Below are 18,170 nucleotides of genomic sequence, written 5' to 3' on the forward strand. Positions count from 1 at the left end.
TTCGATCGAAACGGCTGTGAATAACTCAGCTCTTCTTGATCTTCTCCGGGCGCTTCCAGCCCGAAATGTTGCGCTGGCGCGCACGGGCTACAGCCAGGTCACCCGCTTCTACGGCCTGGGTGATGGTCGAGCCGGCTGCGGTGGTCGCGCCGGCCTTGATTTCCACAGGCGCCACCAGCGAGTTGTTCGAACCGATGAACACGTCTTCACCCATCACGGTCTTGAACTTGTTGGCGCCATCGTAGTTGCAGGTGATGGTGCCGGCGCCGATATTGGTGCGCGCACCGATTTCGGCATCCCCCAGGTAGGTCAGGTGACCAGCCTTGGCCCCCTCACCCAGGTGGGCGTTTTTCAGTTCGACGAAGTTACCCACATGGGCCTTGGCGTCCAGTACGCTGCCCGGACGCAGGCGGGCGAACGGGCCAGCATCGCTGCCTTCGCCCATCACAGCGCCTTCGAGGTGGCTGTTGGCCTTGACCACCGCGCCTTTGCGCAGGGTCGTGTTCTTGATCACGCAGTTAGGGCCGATCTGCACATCGTCTTCGATGACCACCTTGCCTTCGAGAATCACGTTGATGTCGATCAGCACATCACGACCAACGCTGACTTCACCCCGAACATCGAAGCGTGCCGGGTCACGCAGGGTAACCCCCTGAGCCATCAGACGGCGGCCTTCACGCAACTGGTAGTGACGCTCCAGTTCGGAGAGCTGGCGGCGGTCGTTGGCGCCCTGCACTTCCATAGCGTCGTGTGGCTGTTCAGTTGCCACCACCAAGCCATCGGCCACTGCCATGGCAATTACGTCGGTCAGGTAATACTCGCCCTGGGCGTTGTTGTTCGACAGCCGGCCCATCCAGTCAGCCAGACGCGCGGCTGGCAGCGCCAGAATGCCGGTGTTGCCTTCCTTGATCGCTTTTTGCGCGTCGTTGGCGTCCTTGTGCTCAACGATGGCAGTTACCCTGCCCTGCTCGTCACGCACGATCCGGCCATAACCGGTCGGATCGTCGAGGGTGACTGTCAGCAGTCCCAGCTGCTGATCGTTGGCCTTCGCCAACAGACGCTGCAGGGTCTCCACTTCGATCAACGGCACGTCGCCGTACAACACCAGCACGGTATCAGCGGTCAGCGCTGGCAGTGCCTGGGCAACAGCATGACCGGTACCCAGCTGTTTATCCTGCATGACGAAATTCAGGTCGTCAGCGGCCAAGCGCTCGCGAACCAGCTCGGCACCATGGCCAATGACCACATGAATACCTTGCGGCTGAAGTTGGCGCGCGCTGTGGATAACATGGCCGAGCATGGAATTGCCAGCTACCGGGTGCAACACTTTGGGCAGCGCCGAGCGCATGCGGGTGCCTTGGCCGGCGGCGAGAATAACGATATCGAGTGACATTACTGGCTACCAATCCTGGGCGGTCAGTGAAAGACCGGGGGGAGAAAACAGAAAAAGAAAAAGGGTAGCCGAGGCTACCCTTTTACTCAATCGCAACAGCAGTTATCAGCCGGGGCCGATTACTTGCCTTTGCGCATTTGCTGGACGGTACGCAGCTGGGCTGCGGCCTCGGCCAGACGTGCGGCGGCGGCACTGTAGTCGAAGTCCGCGCCTTTCAGATTCAGGGCGTTCTCGGCAGCCTTGAGGGCCTCCTGAGCCTGAGCTTCATCCAGGTCTGTAGCACGTTGCACGGTATCGGCAAGCACCTTGACCATGTTCGGCTGAACCTCGAGGAAACCACCAGAGATGTAGAACACCTCTTGTGCGCCACCCTGCTTGGTCAGCGTGATCGGACCAGGCTTGAGATTGGTGATCAGCGGCGCATGGCCTGGAGCGATACCAAGATCACCCAGGTTACCGTGCGCAACCACCATCTCGACCAGGCCGGAGAAGATCTCTCCTTCCGCGCTGACGATATCGCAATGGACTGTCATAGCCATCTGCTTGCCTCAACCTGATAGCGCCCCTTGCGGGGCGCAGGAATTACAGTTTCTTGGCTTTCTCGATCGCTTCGTCGATGCTGCCGACCATGTAGAACGCTTGTTCTGGCAGGTGGTCGTAGTCACCTTTGAGGATGCCGCTGAAGCCAGCGATGGTGTCTTTCAGGGAAACGTACTTACCTGGCGAACCGGTGAAGACTTCTGCCACGAAGAACGGCTGCGACAGGAAGCGCTGGATCTTACGAGCGCGGGCTACCAGTTGCTTGTCGGCTTCGGACAGTTCGTCCATACCCAGGATCGCAATGATGTCCTTCAGCTCTTTGTAGCGCTGCAGAACATACTGAACGCCACGAGCGGTCTCGTAGTGCTCGTTGCCGATCACGTTCGGGTCCAGCTGGCGCGAAGTCGAGTCCAGTGGGTCGACCGCTGGGTAGATACCCAGGGAGGCGATATCACGGGACAGAACGACGGTGGCGTCCAAGTGGGCGAAGGTGGTCGCTGGCGACGGGTCGGTCAAGTCGTCCGCAGGTACATATACGGCCTGTACGGAGGTGATCGAACCTTCCTTGGTGGAGGTGATGCGCTCTTGCAGAACGCCCATCTCTTCAGCCAGGGTCGGCTGGTAACCTACTGCCGAAGGCATACGGCCCAGCAGTGCGGATACTTCAGTACCGGCCAGGGTGTAACGATAGATGTTGTCGACGAACAGCAGAACGTCGTTACCTTCGTCACGGAACTTCTCGGCCATGGTCAGGCCGGTCAGCGCTACACGCAGACGGTTTCCTGGTGGCTCGTTCATCTGACCGTAGACCAGCGCTACTTTGTCGAGAACGTTGGAGTCCTTCATCTCGTGGTAGAAGTCGTTACCCTCACGAGTACGCTCACCCACACCAGCGAACACGGAGTAACCGCTGTGTTCCATGGCGATGTTACGGATCAGTTCCATCATGTTTACGGTCTTGCCGACACCGGCACCACCGAACAGACCAACCTTACCACCCTTGGCGAACGGGCAAACCAGGTCGATAACCTTGATGCCGGTTTCCAGCAGGTCGTTGCCGCCTGCCTGGTCAGCGAACGAAGGCGCTGGCTGGTGGATACCGCGACGCTCTTCTTCGCCGATCGGGCCGGCTTCGTCGATCGGGTTGCCCAGTACGTCCATGATACGGCCCAGGGTGGCCTTACCAACTGGAACGGAAATGGCAGCGCCGGTGTCGACGACATCCAGACCGCGCTTCAGGCCTTCGGTCGAGCCCATCGCAATGGTACGAACCACGCCGTCGCCCAGCTGCTGCTGAACTTCCAGGGTGGTTTCCGCGCCTTGTACTTTAAGCGCGTTGTATACACTCGGCACGACGTCACGTGGGAATTCCACGTCGATGACGGCGCCGATGATTTGAACGATACGTCCGCTACTCATAGCTGGATCCTCTGAATATGTGAACCGTTAAACCGCGGCAGCGCCGCCGACGATTTCCGAGATCTCCTGGGTGATCGCAGCCTGACGCGCCTTGTTGTAGATCAACTGAAGCTCTTTGATCAAATCACCGGCGTTGTCTGTGGCGTTCTTCATGGCGATCATCCGGGCCGCTTGTTCAGCAGCGTTGTTCTCGACCACCGCCTGGTATACCTGCGACTCCACGTAGCGCACCATCAAGCCGTCCAGCAGCTCTTTTGCGTCGGGTTCGTACAGGTAGTCCCAGTGATGCTTGAGATCCTGATCCGGGGTTGCCACCAACGGTACCAATTGCTCGACCGTCGGCTTCTGGGTCATGGTATTGATGAACTTGTTCGAAACCACCGAGAGGCGATCGATACGGCCGTCCAGGTAGGCGTCCAGCATCACTTTGACGGAGCCGATCAGATCGTTGATCGATGGCTCTTCGCCCAAGTGGCTGATCGCTGCTACGACGTTGCCGCCAAAGATGCGGAAGAAAGTCGCACCCTTGCTGCCGATCACGCACAGGTCGATTTCCACGCCCTGTTCGCGGTTTGCGCTCATGTCCTTGACCAGGGCCTTGAACAGGTTGGTGTTCAAGCCACCGCACAGACCACGGTCACTGCTCACCACGATATAACCAGCGCGCTTTACAGGGCGCTCGATCATGAACGGGTGGCGGTATTCCGGGTTGGCGTTGGCCAGATGACCGATCACCTGGCGGATACGTTCCGCGTAAGGACGGCTAGCAGCCATGCGCATTTGTGCCTTGCGCATCTTGCTGACCGCCACTTTCTCCATGGCGCTGGTAATTTTTTGCGTGCTTTTGATGCTCGCAATCTTACTGCGAATCTCTTTTGCGCCTGCCATGTATCACCTATCAGGTTAGCAAGCGGGGGCCTGAGCCCCCGCTGCGGCTTACCAGGTCTGGGTGGCCTTGAACTTCTCGATACCGGCTTTCAGGCCTGCGTCGATTTCGTCGTTGAAGTCACCCTTCACGTTGATCTTCGCCATCAGTTCAGCGTGATCACGGTTGAAGAAGGCGATCAGAGCTTGCTCGAAGCTGCCGATCTTGGAGACTTCTACGTCGATCAGGAAGCCACGCTCAGCGGCGTACAGCGACAGAGCCATGTCCGCGATGGACATCGGCGCGTACTGCTTCTGCTTCATCAGCTCGGTAACGCGCTGACCATGCTCCAGCTGCTTGCGGGTCGCTTCGTCCAGATCGGACGCGAACTGGGCGAATGCAGCCAGTTCACGGTACTGAGCCAGAGCGGTACGAATACCACCGGACAGCTTCTTGATGATCTTGGTCTGAGCGGCACCACCTACGCGGGATACCGAAACACCGGCGTTCACTGCAGGGCGGATGCCCGAGTTGAACATGGCCGATTCCAGGAAGATCTGACCGTCAGTGATGGAAATCACGTTGGTCGGAACGAACGCAGAAACGTCGCCAGCCTGGGTTTCGATGATCGGCAGAGCGGTCAGGGAACCGGTTTTGCCAGTGACAGCACCGTTGGTGAACTTCTCGACGTACTCTTCCGAAACGCGCGATGCACGCTCCAGCAGACGGGAGTGGAGATAGAACACGTCGCCTGGGTATGCTTCGCGTCCTGGTGGACGGCGCAGCAGCAGGGAGATCTGACGGTAGGCAACGGCCTGCTTGGACAGGTCATCGTAAACGATCAGTGCGTCTTCACCGCGGTCGCGGAAGAACTCGCCCATGGTGCAACCGGCGTATGGCGCCAGGAATTGCAGTGCGGCGGATTCCGAAGCACTGGCAACAACCACGATGGTGTTGGCCAGGGCGCCGTTTTCTTCCAGCTTGCGAACGATGTTGGCAACAGTGGAACGCTTCTGGCCGACAGCAACATAAACGCAGAAAATACCGGAGTCTTTCTGGTTGATGATGGCGTCGATGGCCATGGCGGTCTTGCCGATCTGACGGTCGCCAATGATCAGCTCACGCTGGCCACGGCCGACAGGGATCATGGCGTCGACGGATTTGTAACCAGTCTGTACAGGCTGGTCTACCGACTTACGCCAGATCACGCCTGGAGCCACTTTCTCGACTGCGTCGGTCTGGGTGTTGCCCAGAGGACCTTTGCCGTCGATCGGGTTGCCCAGTGCGTCGACGACGCGACCCAGCAGTTCCTTACCAACCGGAACTTCCAGGATGCGGCCGGTGCACTTGGCGCTCATGCCTTCGGCGAGGGTGTCGTATGCACCCAGGATCACTGCACCTACGGAGTCTTGCTCCAGGTTCAGGGCCATGCCGTAGACGCCGCCAGGGAACTCGATCATTTCGCCGTACATAACGTCGGCCAGACCGTGGATCCGCACGATACCGTCGGATACCGAAACGACGGTACCTTCGTTACGGGCTTGGGAGCTCACATCGAGGTTATCGATGCGGCCCTTGATGATTTCACTAATTTCGGAAGGATTGAGTTGCTGCATTGCTCTGCTGCCCCTTCAAACTCAAGATTTCAATGCTTCGGCCAGTTTCGCGATTTTGCCGCGAACAGAGCCATCGATTACCAGGTCACCGGCGCGGATGACGACGCCGCCAATCAGGCTGGCATCCTCCGACGCGTGCAGGCGCACTTCCTGGCCTAACCGTGCACTGAGAACCTTGGCGAGTTTGTCTTGCTGTTCTTGGTTCAACGCGAAGGCACTGGTGACTTCCACGTCCACGGATTTCTCTTGCTCGGCCTTGTACAGGTCGAACAGGGCGGCAATCTCCGGCAGAAGCAGGAGACGGTCGTTTTCCGCGGCAACATGAATGAAATTCTGTGCCTGTGCATTGAACTTGTCACCGCACACGTCAATGAACGTGGCGGCCTTTTCTGCGCTCGTCAGTCGCGGGGCCTTGAGCAGGCGCTGCATGGTGTCGTCTTGCGACACCGCAGCAGCCAGGCCGAGCATGGCTGACCAATTGGCCAGTTGCTGATGGGCCTGGGCATGCTCAAAGGCAGCCTTAGCGTAAGGTCGGGCCAACGTGGTCAGTTCTGCCATGATCGCCCTCGCTTAAATTTCAGCGGCCAGTTTGTTAACCAGCTCCGCATGCGCGTTTTGATCGATTGTGGCGCCAAGGATCTTTTCAGCACCACCAACGGCCAGAGCACCCACTTGGGCACGCAGGGCGTCTTTAGCGCTGTTCAGTTCCTGTTCGATCTCGGCCAGAGCCTGAGCCTTCACACGGTCAGCTTCGACGCGGGCCTGTTCACGGGCTTCCTCGACAAGCTGAGCAGCGCGTTTCTTGCTTTGCTCGATGATTTCGGCTGCTTGTGCTTTAGCTTCACGCAGTTGCTGACCCGCTTTCTCTTGGGCCAGCTCCAGGTCGCGAGCTGCGCGGTTGGCAGCGTCCAAGCCGTCGGCAATCTTCTTTTGGCGCTCTTGCAGAGCAGTGATGACCGGAGGCCATACATACTTCATGCAGAAGAGTACAAAAATCAGGAAAGCAACGGATTGGCCAATCAGGGTTGCATTAATGTTCACGCCAACACCTCGCTCGGTCTTAATTCATACAGCCATCAACTCGTGGTGACGAGTGATTAGCCGGCGATCTGACCAACGAACGGATTCGCGAAGGTGAAGAACAGAGCGATACCAACACCGATCATGGTTACGGCGTCGAGCAGACCGGCAACGATGAACATTTTGACCTGCAGCATCGGAACCATTTCTGGCTGACGAGCAGCGCCTTCCAGGAATTTGCCACCCAGCAGGCCGAAACCAATGGCGGTACCCAGAGCACCCAGGCCGATCAGCAGAGCAACAGCGATAGCGGTCAGACCAACTACAGTTTCCATCTTTCCTCCCGACTTTTACGTCGTATTGGTTAGGTTTTTAGTTTGAAGCGGTAAAACAAATCGTTTGGTACAGCATGCCCTTGCGGACTTTTTAAGCCCTCCCCCCGTACCGGCAGGGAAGGCTATCAGACACGCCAGGCGGTCTTAATGGTTATCTTCGTGAGCCATCGACAGGTAGACGATGGTCAGCATCATGAAGATGAAAGCTTGCAGGGTGATGATCAGGATGTGGAACACAGCCCACGCCCATTGCAGCACCACACCCAGGCCGCTGAGCCACAGCAGGCCGGAGCCGAACATTACAGCGATCAGGATGAACACCAGCTCGCCAGCATACATGTTGCCGAACAGACGCAGTGCCAGCGAGATCGGTTTGGCGATCAGGGTGACGAATTCCAGCAGGAAGTTGACCGGAATCAGCAGGATCTGCACGAAGATATTCTTGCTGCCAAACGGGTGCAGGGTCAGCTCACCGATGAAGCCGCCCAGTCCCTTGACCTTGATGCTGTAGAAGATGATCAGGGCGAAGACGCAGAAGGCCATGGCCAGGGTCGCGTTCGGGTCGGTGGTCGACACGGCGCGGAACGGAATGTGCGGGTCACCGGAAATCAGGATGGCCAGCTGAGGAATCCAGTCGACCGGTACCAGGTCGACGGCGTTCATCAGGAATACCCAGACGAAAATGGTCAGCGCCAGTGGTGCGATTACCGGGCTACGGCCGTGGAAGGAGTCCTTCACGCTGCCGTTGACGAAGTCGACCATCACCTCAACGAAGTTCTGCAGACCGCCAGGTTGGCCGGAAGTCGCCTTCTTGGCCGCCATGCGGAAGATCAACAGGAAGATCAGACCCAGCGCGACGGACCAACCCAGGGTGTCCAGGTGGAACGCCCAGAAGCCCATTGCCTTGGCTTCTGCAGCCGAATGGGCGAAGCCCCAGCTGCCGTCTGGTAGTTGACCGTAGGTCAGGTTCTGCAAGTGGTGCTGGATATAGCCCGAAGCGGTTTCTGCTGCCATGGTTGCCTCAAACGCCCTAAGGTCTCGAAAGTCTTTTATTCATCAGCAGGGGCGCGAACCAGCTGACCAAAAGGGTCAACACGAAGACGCCGAATACTGCTAGCGGCGCCAGTGGCTTCACTCCTGCAAAGGTCAGTGCAAAAAGCACTGCCGTCAAAATCATCTTGCCTGCCTCGCCAGCGTAAAACGACTTGACGATAGCTTGTGCCGCCCGAGCCCCGCTGAAGCGAAAAGCCTTCCAGGCGAAATACACATTGGGCAGCCAGGCAATCAAACCTCCGCAAAGGCCTGAATATCCACTGACCGACCCTTTCCACTGCCACACCACCAAGGTTGCCAGCAGCAGTACGACAAATTGAGCCAGCAGTACCGGAAAAACCGCCCAGCGATGGAAAGGCAGGCGGTTTGGCGTGCGTATTTCCATCACAACTGCTCCTCGGAAGTCGACCAACAAGTCAGCTATGACTTGGCATAATTTGTGCCGACAAAATGCGCGCAGAGTATAGGGGTGGATTAACCCCTATTCAACTCTTCGGTAGTGATTTCCGACTTCGCGCTACAACAGGAATTGTTTCAGCGGATGTGAGCGAGCACGCCTTGCAACTCATCAAGCGAGTTGTAGCGAATAACCAACTGGCCTTTGCCCTTGTTGCCATGACGGATCTGCACGGCCGAGCCCAGGCGCTCTGCGAGCCGCTGTTCAAGGCGTGCGATATCCGGATCAGGTTTGCTCGGTTCGACCGGATCAGGCTTGTCGCTGAGCCACTGACGGACCAGTGCCTCGGTTTGGCGCACGGTGAGGCCACGTGCGACAACATGACGCGCCCCCTCCTCCTGACGATTTTCATCCAGGCCGAGCAATGCACGGGCGTGCCCCATCTCCAGATCACCGTGGGCGAGCATGGTCTTGATCGCATCAGGCAAGGTAATGAGGCGCAGCAGGTTGGCCACAGTCACCCGCGACTTGCCCACAGCGTCAGCCACCTGCTGCTGGGTGAGCTCGAATTCCTGTTGCAGGCGCTGCAGGGCCATGGCCTCTTCCAGTGGGTTGAGGTCTTCGCGCTGGATGTTCTCGATCAATGCCATGGCGATGGCGGCTTCGTCGGGCACTTCGCGGACCATGGCCGGGATCGTGTCCAGGCCGGCCTGCTGGGTAGCGCGCCAACGGCGCTCACCGGCGATGATCTCGTATCGGTTGTCGCCAATCGGGCGTACCACGATCGGTTGCATCACACCATGGTTGCGAATCGAGTGCGCAAGCTCTTCCAGCGCCTCCGGGTCCATGTCCCGGCGAGGCTGATACTTGCCGCGCTGGACCAGCTCGACCGGCAGGTGTTGCAGTTCTTTCTGGTCGATCTTCACAGCCTGCTCTTCGAGCGCGCTGACGGAAGGACCACTGAGCAGTGCATCCAACCCACGTCCGAGACCCCGTTTCTTGACGGCCATACGGATTCCTTAAGTTGTTTGTGCAGTGCGTGATGGACGGCGTTGACGGCGTACCAGTTCCCCAGCCAGGGCCAGGTACGCCAGCGCGCCCCGCGATTGCTTGTCGTAAGCAAGGGCTGGCATGCCGAAGCTGGGGGCCTCGGCCAAGCGAATGTTGCGCGGAATGACCGTGTCGTACAGCTGAGGGCCAAAGTGCTCCTTCAACTGTGCCGAAACATCGTTGTTCAGGCTCAGACGCGGATCGTACATGGTCCGCAGCAGGCCCTCGATCTTCAACTCCGGGTTCAACCGGGCGGCGATACGCTTGATGTTATCCACAAGGTCGCTGAGACCTTCCAGTGCGTAGTACTCACACTGCATGGGGATAATCACGCCATCGGAAGCGACCAGAGCATTCAGCGTGAGCATCGACAGCGACGGCGGGCAGTCGATGAGGATGTAGTCGTAGTTATCGCGAATAGGCGCCAGGGCGTTGCGCAGACGGCTTTCCTTGACCTGCATTTCCAGCAGCACCACCTCAGCGGCGGTCAGGTCACGGTTGGCCGGCAGCAACTGGAAGCCTCCGTGCTCGGAGTAGTGCATAGCCTGGGCCAAGTCGCACTCCCCGATCAGCAGGTCGTAGACCGAATGCTCGAGCTCGTGCTTGTCCACACCGCTGCCCATGGTGGCGTTGCCCTGCGGATCGAGGTCGATCAGCAGGACACGACGCTTGGTCGCAGCCAGCGAGGCGGCGAGATTGATACAGGTGGTTGTCTTGCCCACACCACCTTTCTGGTTCGCGATTGCGAATACCTTAGCCATTGTTGCGAGTGTTCCCAGTCATGCCTTGCGGCGCAGTATCAGCAGATGGCGCTGGCCCTGGCAACCCGGAACGGTCAGGGCCTGTTCGCTTTCCACTGTGAAGTCTGCGGGCAATGCTACCAGTTCATCGGCAGGATGCAGCCCCTTCATTGCAAGCCATTGCGTCCCGGTGTCGCCCAAGTGGCGGGTCCAGTTGGTGAAGTTCTCCATGCTGCTGAAGGCGCGGGAGATGATTCCGTCGAACGGTTGTGCCGGCTGGAAGGCCTCGACCCGGCTGTGGATAACCGTGAGGTTGTCCAGCTTGAGTTCCATTTTCACCTGAGTCAGGAAACGGGTCTTCTTGCCATTGGCGTCCAGCACGGTGACGCGCTTGTGTGGATGCAGGATAGCCAGCGGGATGCCGGGCATGCCACCGCCGCTGCCAACATCCAGCCAGTTATCACGATCGTTGTGGATAAAAGACATGACGCTAAGGCTGTCGAGCAGGTGACGCGAAACCATCTCGTCCGGATCGCGCACAGCAGTCAGGTTGTAGGCTTTGTTCCATTTGATCAACAGAGCCAGGTAGCCAAGCAGCTTCTCGTGCTGCTCGGCAGTCAGCTCGACGCCAAGCTGGCGTGCACCTGTGGATAACTCTTCAGCGTGTTGAGGGGTGACCAGGGAACTCAAGCGCTTTGCTCCAATTCGCGGCCAGCGCCGCGTTTTTTCAAGTGAATCAGCAACAGGGAAATCGCCGCCGGGGTCACACCCGGGATACGCGAAGCCTGGCCCAGCGTCTCCGGACGGGTCTGGCTCAGCTTGCCCTGTATCTCCTTGGACAGGCCGGAAATCGTCGTGTAGTCGATATCCACAGGCAGGCGTGTGTCTTCGCTGGCGCGCAGTCGGGCAATTTCATCCTGCTGACGGTCGATGTAGCCGGCGTACTTGGTGCGGATCTCGACCTGCTCGGCAACCTGTGGATCGATTGCTTCACCGCCAGTCGCTTCGATCAGGCCGGCGTAGTCGATTTCGGGACGCGCCAGCAGGTTGAGCAAGCTGTACTCGTGGCTCAGCGGAGTGCCGAATTTATCCACAACGGCCTGGCCTTGCTCGGTATTCGGCCGAACCCAGGTCGATTTCAGGCGCTGTTCCTCACGCTCGATACCGTCGCGCTTGGCGCAGAACGCGGCCCAGCGCTGGTCATCGATCAGGCCCAGTTCACGGCCCTTTTCGGTCAGGCGCAGGTCGGCGTTGTCTTCGCGCAGTATCAGCCGGTACTCGGCACGCGAGGTAAACATGCGGTACGGCTCCTGAGTACCCAAGGTAATCAGGTCGTCCACCAGTACGCCGATGTATGCCTCGTCGCGGCGCGGGCACCAGCTGTCACGGCCCTGCGCCCGAAGTGCGGCGTTAGTCCCGGCCAGCAGGCCCTGGGCGCCGGCTTCTTCGTACCCGGTGGTGCCGTTGATCTGCCCGGCGAAGAACAGGCCGCCGATGACTTTGGTCTCGAGGCTGTACTTGAGGTCACGGGGATCGAAGTAGTCGTACTCGATGGCATAGCCCGGGCGCACGATGTGGGCGTTTTCCATGCCGCGGATCGAACGGACCAGCTCCAGCTGCACGTCGAACGGCAGCGAAGTGGAAATACCGTTGGGATACAACTCATGGGTGTTCAAGCCTTCCGGCTCAATGAACACCTGGTGGCTTTCCTTGTCGGCGAAGCGGTGGATCTTGTCTTCGATCGACGGACAGTAGCGCGGACCGACACCTTCGATCACACCCGAGTACATCGGTGAACGGTCGAGGTTCGACGCAATGATCTCGTGGGTGCGCGCATTGGTGTGGGTAATCCAGCAACTCACCTGACGCGGGTGCATTTCGGCATTGCCCATGAACGACATCACCGGGATCGGCGTATCGCCTGGCTGTTCGGTCATTACCGAGAAGTCCACCGAGCGGCCGTCAATGCGTGGCGGGGTACCGGTTTTCAGGCGGCCGACGCGCAGCGGCAGTTCACGCATGCGGTGGGCCAGGGCAATCGAAGGTGGATCACCGGCGCGACCACCGGAATGGTTTTGCAGACCAATGTGGATAAGGCCGCCGAGGAAGGTACCGGTAGTCAGCACCACCGATTCGGCAAAGAAACGCAGGCCCATCTGGGTCACCACGCCTTTGACCTGGTCCTGCTCGACAATCAGGTCGTCGCAGGACTGCTGGAATATCCACAGGTTTGGCTGGTTTTCCAGGATTTCACGTACCACTGCCTTGTAGATGGCGCGGTCGGCTTGCGCACGGGTGGCACGTACGGCCGGGCCCTTGCGGTTGTTCAGAACGCGGAACTGGATGCCGCTCTTGTCGGTGGCCAGCGCCATGGCGCCGCCGAGCGCATCGATCTCTTTGACCAGATGGCTTTTGCCAATACCGCCGATGGCGGGGTTGCAGCTCATGTGACCGAGGGTTTCCACGTTATGGGTCAGCAGCAGGGTTTTCACACCCATGCGTGCAGACGCAAGCGCAGCCTCGGTACCGGCATGGCCGCCGCCGATGACGATCACGTCAAAACGGGAAGGGAAATCCACCACGCACCTCGTGCCTGTTTTTGCGAATAGAGAAGGTAAGCGGACAAGTATAGGGACTTCACCCCCACTAAAGAAACCGTCTGAGCAAATTTTGACCAGTCTGTGGATGAGTGGCAAACAACAGAAATCAAAGAGAAGAAATTTAAAAAGCTTTGTTTTTATGTTTATTCTTATGCACAGCGATATCTGTGGATAAAGTCCTGTATCCCAATAATGGCGCTATGTAGAGAGAAATTAAACCCTGTGTCTGGAGTGCCATGAGGCCTATGGATAACGTCTTTTAGCCTGTGGATTAAATGGCTGTTTACCCACAGGCGGGTTTTCCCTCAGAAAAAAAGCCCGCTTATCAACTGAGCTGAAGGCGACTTTTCCACAGGGCTCCTGAGCACAGTTTTCAAGCCGAGCATGGAAAATTCATCGCGCTGGCGGCCAGACATGGTCAGGTTGGAGCGGTCGAGCCCGCGAAAGGGTCGGTACATCCACAGGGATCTGGAGCTTGTAAGGGCTTCTTCGCGGCCCCGCCCGCCCCCACAGGTGTTTGGGTCATCGGCCTGCATTCATCTTCTGCAACGAATTTCAGGCAAAAAAAAGCCGCTCCCTAAGGAGCGGCGCTTGGCCTTGCCTGGCTGTGGATTACTTGCCGATGCAGAAGCTGGAGAAAATCCGCCCAAGCAGGTCATCCGAGCTGAATGCTCCTGTGATCTCCCCCAGCGCATGCTGTGCCTGGCGTAAGTCCTCAGCCAGAAGCTCTCCCGCGCCCGCCAAGGTCAATTGGGCACGGCCGTGCTCCAGGTGCTCGCTGGCCTGGCGCAAAGCATCCAGATGGCGCCGGCGGGCGCTGAAGCCACTCTCTGCAGTCTGCTCGTAACCCATACAACCCTTCAGATGGTCGCGGAGCAGTTGCAGCCCTGTGTCGTCGCCCTTGGCGCTCAGGGTAATGGTCACATGGCCGTCATCGCACTGTTCCAGCGCTACCCGCTCACCACTCAGGTCGGCCTTGTTGCGAATCAACGTGACCTTGGCCGGGTCCGGCCGCTGAGCGAGAAACTCCGGCCACAAAGCGAACGGATCGCTGGCCTCGGGCGCAGTGGAGTCGACCACCAGCAGCACACGGTCTGCCTCGCCAATGGCCTTCAGGGCGCGTTCCACACCGATCTTTTCCACATGGTCATCGGTATCGCGCAAGCCGGCAGTATCGACAACGTGCAGCGGCATGCCGTCGATGTGGATATGTTCGCGCAGGATATCCCGCGTGGTGCCGGCGATGTCAGTGACGATGGCTGCTTCCCGCCCGGCCAGCTGGTTCAGCAAGCTCGATTTACCGGCATTCGGTCGGCCAGCAATGACTACCGTCATGCCGTCACGCAGCAAGGCGCCCTGCCCGGCCTCGCGCTGCACAGTGGATAACTCGCTGCGCACGGCATCAAGCATCGACAGCACATGGCCATCGGCGAGGAAGTCGATCTCTTCCTCAGGAAAGTCGATCGCCGCCTCGACGTAAATACGCAAGGCAATCAACGCCTCGGTGAGGCTGTGCACACGCTTGGAGAATTCCCCTTGCAGCGAGCGCAGGGCGTTGCGCGCTGCCTGGCTGGAACTGGCCTCGATCAGGTCGGCGATGGCTTCGGCCTGCGCCAGGTCGAGCTTGTCGTTGAGGAAGGCGCGCTCGCTGAACTCGCCCGGGCGAGCCAGACGACAGCCGACTTGTACACAGCGCTGCAGCAGCATGTCCAAAACCACCGGGCCGCCGTGTCCCTGCAGTTCAAGCACGTCCTCACCAGTGAACGAATTAGGCCCGGGAAAGAACAGAGCAATCCCTTCGTCCAGCACCAGCCCTTCATCGTCGCGGAACGGACCGTAATGGGCATGCCGCGGGGTCAGGGTGCGGCCAGTGATCAACAGGCCGGCCTTGGCAGCCAGAGGGCCGGACAACCTGACAATTCCCACACCGCCCCGGCCTTGGGCCGTGGCGATGGCGGCGATGGTTTCACGCACAGTGTTCATGCTCGAAAGCCTCTACGACAAAAACGACAGATAGCAAAAACGCCCCACTAGGGGGCGTTTTTTATTCACAGGCTAGCGTATTAGCCCGTCAAGCAGCAGCTTTTTTGGTAGCTGCTTCGATACGGCGAGTGATGTACCACTGCTGCGAAATCGACAGGCAGTTGTTCACAACCCAGTACAGCACCAGACCGGCAGGGAACCACAGGAAGAAGAAGGTGAAGATGATTGGCATCATTTTCATCACCTTGGCCTGCATCGGATCCGGCGGTGTCGGGTTCAGGCGCTGCTGGATGAACATGGTGGCGCCCATGATGATCGGCAGGATGAAGAACGGATCCTTGATCGACAGGTCGGTAATCCACAGTATCCATGGGGCCTGGCGCATTTCCACGCTTTCCAGCAATACCCAGTACAGGGCCAGGAATACCGGCATCTGCACCAGGATCGGCAGGCAGCCGCCCAGTGGGTTGATCTTCTCTTTCTTGTAAAGCTCCATCATCGCCTGGGACATCTTCTGGCGATCGTCACCGAAGCGTTCCTTGAGTGCGGCGAGCTTAGGTGCAACGGCACGCATACGCGCCATGGAGCGGTAGCTGGCAGCCGACAGTGGGAAGAACAGGCCTTTGATCAACATGGTCAGCACGATGATCGACCAGCCCCAGTTACCCAGCAGGCTGTGGATATGTTGCAGCAGCCAGAAGATCGGTTGGGCGATAAACCACAGGAAGCCGTAGTCGACGGTCAATTCCAGGCCTGGGGACAACTCTTTCAGCTTGGACTGGATCTTCGGGCCGGCGTACAGCAGGGCACTGGTTTCGACCTTGCCGCCAGCCGGTACGCTGATAACCGGGCCGGTGTAGCCGATGATGTAGTTGCCCTGGCTATCCTTGCGGGTCTGGACAACGTTGTTGTCCGACTTGGCCGGAATCCAGGCGGTCACGAAGTAGTGCTGCAGCCAGGCAACCCAACCGCCGGACACATTTTCTTTCAAACTACCTTTGTCGATGTCCTTCATCGAGACCTTTTTGTAAGGCTCAGATGCTGTCCACAGGGCAGCGCCCAGGTAGGTAGCGGTGCCGGTGGCAGTACTGGAGGACGGATCGCCGCTGGCATCACGCTTGAGCTGGGCAAACATGTTGCCGCTCCAGGCCTGGCCGCTCTGGTTGTCGATCAGGTAGCTGACATTCAGGTCGTACTCACCGCGCTTGAAGCTGAAACGCTTGATGTAGTTCACACCGTTGTCACTGAACTTCAGGTCTACCACCAGTTGTTCCTGGCCGTCGGCCAGCTGGTAGCTCTTCTGCTCGGCGGCATACAGGGGACGGCCGCTGGCGCGGGCATCCGGGCCATCGGTGCCGGTCAGACCACTTTGTGCCAGGTAAACACGCTCACCACCGTTGTCGAACAACTGGAATGGAATGTTCGGGTGGTCTTGACGGCGTGGGTACTTCGGCAGGTTCAGCTGGACGATGTCACCACCGACCGGATCGATAGCCAGTTCCAGAACGTCGGTCTTGACTCGGATCAGGTCCTTGCTGAGTGCGACCGGTGCCAGTTCGGCAGGGCTCGATTCGGCGTTGGCGCTCGGTACATCGGCGCTGGCACCGTTGTTACCGGCCGGCACGCCATCGGGCAAGCCCGGAGCAACAGTGCTGGCAGCAGTATTCTGAGTCGGCAGGGCAGCCTGGCCGTAGTCATCGTTCCACTTCAGGACCATGACGTAGGACACGACTGCCAGCGCGGCGATCAGGATCGTGCGTTTAATATCCATGATTACTCGGCTATCGAAGAAGTTCGGGAGGAAGGAGCGGGTGGAACGGGGTCGAAACCGCCGTCATTCCACGGATGACAACGCCCCAGGCGACGAACGGCCAGCCACCCACCACGCCAGATGCCATGGTTTTCGATGGCTTCATACGCGTAACAGGAGCAACTGGGGAAAAACCGACAGTGATTGGCCATCAGAGGACTAATGGCGTAACGGTAAAACTGGATCGGAACGAGTGCCAGTTTACGCATCTTGGCTGTCTACCCCTGCGGAATTGGCGGTGACTGCTGGTGTCGGCCGGCTGCGCGCCAGGCGTTTCCAGAGCTTGCCAAAGTGTTGGTGCAATTCCGGGTTTTCTATCTCACCCAATCCCTTGCGCGCGACGATCACGATGTCCAGGCCGGCAAGCAATTGCTGGTTCAGACGAAAGGAATCGCGCATCAAGCGCTTGAGGCGGTTGCGTTGAACGGCGAGCTTGACACTCTTCTTGCCGATTACCAAGCCAAGGCGTGGGTGATCGAGGCCGTTCTCGCGAGCAAGGATCAGCAGGTTTTTCCCTGGAACCTTGCCGGTTGGGGAGTCGAAGACCGCTTTGAAATGCCGGGGTGTAAGCAGTCGCTTTTCCCGACTGAAGTCCTGACTCACCACCTGTGCCGAAAAATCAAATGGCCAGACGCTTACGGCCTTTGGCACGACGACGCGACAGAACAGCACGGCCGTTCTTGGTAGCCATACGGGCACGGAAACCGTGGGTGCGGGCGCGCTTGATGGTGCTTGGTTGGAAAGTACGTTTCATGGCGTGTTACCTGGTTTGTCGACGACGGGCCGGGATGGCCCCCTTTTTAAGAGACCGGCGATTCTAGAGAAAGCAAGCCCATAGGTCAATTTCCAACCAGTCTTTCCATATAGAGCATGTGATGGACGGTGCCTGTTGATCAGTGCCCAAGGGGTGCTTGATCGGACACACGGATCGGGGACAACATGAAAAAAAAGAAGAGACATATAGAAAGCTTTTTTGAAGAACTTATAACTCTTAAGTGGATAACCTTCTGTGGATAACCTGCGCTAGCCCATGAATTACGGGGTGTACAGAGTTTTACAACTTTGTTCTGAACCCGTGCTGCGCTTGTTCCCATCGTGAGCGAAAGCTGTGGATGAAAACACCTGTTATCCACAGTGGAGTTATCAACAGGCTAAGGGCTGGGGTTGTGCATAGCCCTCATGGGCGTTTATCCACAGGGCTTATTCACAGAGGCGAAAAGCCGTTTTGGTCGATAAATGGCTGTTTTGTCGTGGTTCCTAACGTGTCCACATGTGGATAACTGAACGCTCGACCGGTACAATGGCGGTTTGTTTTTGCCTCATCCGGCTTTCAAACTCAGGGGATATCC

19 protein-coding genes are annotated in these 18,170 nt (G+C 58.4%); all 19 read right to left on the bottom strand.

Annotated features, from left to right (window positions below; all coding sequences use genetic code 11):
- Nucleotides 1–25 precede the first annotated feature (25 nt).
- Entirely contained in the window at nucleotides 26–1,393 is a 1,368-nt protein-coding gene (glmU, locus tag KW568_RS28770; protein WP_003253201.1) for a bifunctional UDP-N-acetylglucosamine diphosphorylase/glucosamine-1-phosphate N-acetyltransferase GlmU, read from the bottom strand.
- A gap of 119 nt (nucleotides 1,394–1,512) precedes the next feature.
- Nucleotides 1,513–1,932: a F0F1 ATP synthase subunit epsilon gene (locus tag KW568_RS28775; protein WP_003253199.1), complete on the bottom strand. Its 420-nt coding sequence runs from the start codon at nucleotides 1,930–1,932 to the stop codon at nucleotides 1,513–1,515.
- A gap of 43 nt (nucleotides 1,933–1,975) precedes the next feature.
- Entirely contained in the window at nucleotides 1,976–3,352 is a 1,377-nt protein-coding gene (gene atpD, locus KW568_RS28780) for a F0F1 ATP synthase subunit beta (protein WP_003253197.1), read from the bottom strand.
- A 27-nt stretch (nucleotides 3,353–3,379) separates the two neighbouring features.
- The gene (gene atpG / locus KW568_RS28785) at nucleotides 3,380–4,240 is read right to left on the bottom strand and encodes a F0F1 ATP synthase subunit gamma (protein ID WP_003253195.1); all 861 of its coding nucleotides are present in this window, start codon (nucleotides 4,238–4,240) and stop codon (nucleotides 3,380–3,382) included.
- A gap of 48 nt (nucleotides 4,241–4,288) precedes the next feature.
- Nucleotides 4,289–5,833 carry a F0F1 ATP synthase subunit alpha gene (gene atpA / locus KW568_RS28790; protein WP_003253193.1) on the bottom strand — a complete coding sequence of 515 codons (1,545 nt, stop codon included), beginning with the start codon at nucleotides 5,831–5,833 and terminating at the stop codon, nucleotides 4,289–4,291.
- A gap of 21 nt (nucleotides 5,834–5,854) precedes the next feature.
- The gene (locus tag KW568_RS28795) at nucleotides 5,855–6,391 is read right to left on the bottom strand and encodes a F0F1 ATP synthase subunit delta (RefSeq protein WP_003253191.1); all 537 of its coding nucleotides are present in this window, start codon (nucleotides 6,389–6,391) and stop codon (nucleotides 5,855–5,857) included.
- A 12-nt stretch (nucleotides 6,392–6,403) separates the two neighbouring features.
- Nucleotides 6,404–6,874, bottom strand: coding sequence for a F0F1 ATP synthase subunit B (locus KW568_RS28800; protein WP_003253189.1), 471 nt, complete (start codon nucleotides 6,872–6,874; stop codon nucleotides 6,404–6,406).
- Between the two features lie 56 nt (nucleotides 6,875–6,930).
- Nucleotides 6,931–7,188, bottom strand: coding sequence for a F0F1 ATP synthase subunit C (gene atpE / locus KW568_RS28805; RefSeq protein WP_003097235.1), 258 nt, complete (start codon nucleotides 7,186–7,188; stop codon nucleotides 6,931–6,933).
- Between the two features lie 144 nt (nucleotides 7,189–7,332).
- On the bottom strand, nucleotides 7,333–8,202 hold the full coding sequence (gene atpB / locus KW568_RS28810; RefSeq protein ID WP_003253188.1) for a F0F1 ATP synthase subunit A: 870 nt from the start codon (nucleotides 8,200–8,202) through the stop codon (nucleotides 7,333–7,335).
- Nucleotides 8,203–8,218: 16 nt separating this feature from the next.
- A complete protein-coding gene (locus tag KW568_RS28815) occupies nucleotides 8,219–8,626 on the bottom strand; it encodes a F0F1 ATP synthase subunit I (RefSeq protein ID WP_003253187.1) in 408 nt (135 codons plus the stop codon).
- 149 nt (nucleotides 8,627–8,775) lie between these two features.
- On the bottom strand, nucleotides 8,776–9,648 hold the full coding sequence (locus tag KW568_RS28820; protein WP_003253185.1) for a ParB/RepB/Spo0J family partition protein: 873 nt from the start codon (nucleotides 9,646–9,648) through the stop codon (nucleotides 8,776–8,778).
- 9 nt (nucleotides 9,649–9,657) lie between these two features.
- Entirely contained in the window at nucleotides 9,658–10,449 is a 792-nt protein-coding gene (locus tag KW568_RS28825; RefSeq protein ID WP_003253182.1) for a ParA family protein, read from the bottom strand.
- 18 nt (nucleotides 10,450–10,467) lie between these two features.
- Nucleotides 10,468–11,118 carry a 16S rRNA (guanine(527)-N(7))-methyltransferase RsmG gene (gene rsmG, locus KW568_RS28830; RefSeq protein ID WP_003253179.1) on the bottom strand — a complete coding sequence of 217 codons (651 nt, stop codon included), beginning with the start codon at nucleotides 11,116–11,118 and terminating at the stop codon, nucleotides 10,468–10,470.
- The gene (mnmG, locus tag KW568_RS28835; RefSeq protein ID WP_003253177.1) at nucleotides 11,115–13,007 is read right to left on the bottom strand and encodes a tRNA uridine-5-carboxymethylaminomethyl(34) synthesis enzyme MnmG; all 1,893 of its coding nucleotides are present in this window, start codon (nucleotides 13,005–13,007) and stop codon (nucleotides 11,115–11,117) included. The genes rsmG and mnmG overlap by 4 nt, the downstream gene beginning before the upstream one ends.
- 633 nt (nucleotides 13,008–13,640) lie before the next feature.
- Nucleotides 13,641–15,011, bottom strand: coding sequence for a tRNA uridine-5-carboxymethylaminomethyl(34) synthesis GTPase MnmE (mnmE, locus tag KW568_RS28840; RefSeq protein ID WP_003253174.1), 1,371 nt, complete (start codon nucleotides 15,009–15,011; stop codon nucleotides 13,641–13,643).
- Nucleotides 15,012–15,099: 88 nt separating this feature from the next.
- Nucleotides 15,100–16,782, bottom strand: coding sequence for a membrane protein insertase YidC (gene yidC / locus KW568_RS28845; RefSeq protein WP_003253171.1), 1,683 nt, complete (start codon nucleotides 16,780–16,782; stop codon nucleotides 15,100–15,102).
- A 2-nt stretch (nucleotides 16,783–16,784) separates the two neighbouring features.
- Nucleotides 16,785–17,030 (bottom strand): membrane protein insertion efficiency factor YidD, encoded by a 246-nt coding sequence (gene yidD / locus KW568_RS28850; protein ID WP_003253169.1) that lies wholly within the window; start codon nucleotides 17,028–17,030, stop codon nucleotides 16,785–16,787.
- Nucleotides 17,023–17,427: a ribonuclease P protein component gene (gene rnpA, locus KW568_RS28855; RefSeq protein WP_003253166.1), complete on the bottom strand. Its 405-nt coding sequence runs from the start codon at nucleotides 17,425–17,427 to the stop codon at nucleotides 17,023–17,025. The genes yidD and rnpA overlap by 8 nt, the downstream gene beginning before the upstream one ends.
- A gap of 13 nt (nucleotides 17,428–17,440) precedes the next feature.
- Nucleotides 17,441–17,575: a 50S ribosomal protein L34 gene (rpmH, locus tag KW568_RS28860; RefSeq protein WP_003253163.1), complete on the bottom strand. Its 135-nt coding sequence runs from the start codon at nucleotides 17,573–17,575 to the stop codon at nucleotides 17,441–17,443.
- Nucleotides 17,576–18,170 lie beyond the last annotated feature (595 nt).

Origin of the sequence: Pseudomonas sp. HD6515, assembly GCF_024971855.1 — a bacterium.
GTDB lineage: Bacteria > Pseudomonadota > Gammaproteobacteria > Pseudomonadales > Pseudomonadaceae > Aquipseudomonas > Aquipseudomonas alloputida.

Coding starts and splice junctions, on each gene's coding strand:
- glmU (WP_003253201.1), bottom strand. CDS start 1,393: ATGTCACTCGATATCGTTATTCTCGCCGCCGGCCAAGGCACCCGCATG.
- KW568_RS28775 (WP_003253199.1), bottom strand. CDS start 1,932: ATGGCTATGACAGTCCATTGCGATATCGTCAGCGCGGAAGGAGAGATC.
- atpD (WP_003253197.1), bottom strand. CDS start 3,352: ATGAGTAGCGGACGTATCGTTCAAATCATCGGCGCCGTCATCGACGTG.
- atpG (WP_003253195.1), bottom strand. CDS start 4,240: ATGGCAGGCGCAAAAGAGATTCGCAGTAAGATTGCGAGCATCAAAAGC.
- atpA (WP_003253193.1), bottom strand. CDS start 5,833: ATGCAGCAACTCAATCCTTCCGAAATTAGTGAAATCATCAAGGGCCGC.
- KW568_RS28795 (WP_003253191.1), bottom strand. CDS start 6,391: ATGGCAGAACTGACCACGTTGGCCCGACCTTACGCTAAGGCTGCCTTT.
- atpE (WP_003097235.1), bottom strand. CDS start 7,188: ATGGAAACTGTAGTTGGTCTGACCGCTATCGCTGTTGCTCTGCTGATC.
- atpB (WP_003253188.1), bottom strand. CDS start 8,202: ATGGCAGCAGAAACCGCTTCGGGCTATATCCAGCACCACTTGCAGAAC.
- KW568_RS28815 (WP_003253187.1), bottom strand. CDS start 8,626: ATGGAAATACGCACGCCAAACCGCCTGCCTTTCCATCGCTGGGCGGTT.
- KW568_RS28820 (WP_003253185.1), bottom strand. CDS start 9,648: ATGGCCGTCAAGAAACGGGGTCTCGGACGTGGGTTGGATGCACTGCTC.
- KW568_RS28825 (WP_003253182.1), bottom strand. CDS start 10,449: ATGGCTAAGGTATTCGCAATCGCGAACCAGAAAGGTGGTGTGGGCAAG.
- mnmE (WP_003253174.1), bottom strand. CDS start 15,011: ATGAACACTGTGCGTGAAACCATCGCCGCCATCGCCACGGCCCAAGGC.
- yidC (WP_003253171.1), bottom strand. CDS start 16,782: ATGGATATTAAACGCACGATCCTGATCGCCGCGCTGGCAGTCGTGTCC.
- yidD (WP_003253169.1), bottom strand. CDS start 17,030: ATGCGTAAACTGGCACTCGTTCCGATCCAGTTTTACCGTTACGCCATT.
- rpmH (WP_003253163.1), bottom strand. CDS start 17,575: ATGAAACGTACTTTCCAACCAAGCACCATCAAGCGCGCCCGCACCCAC.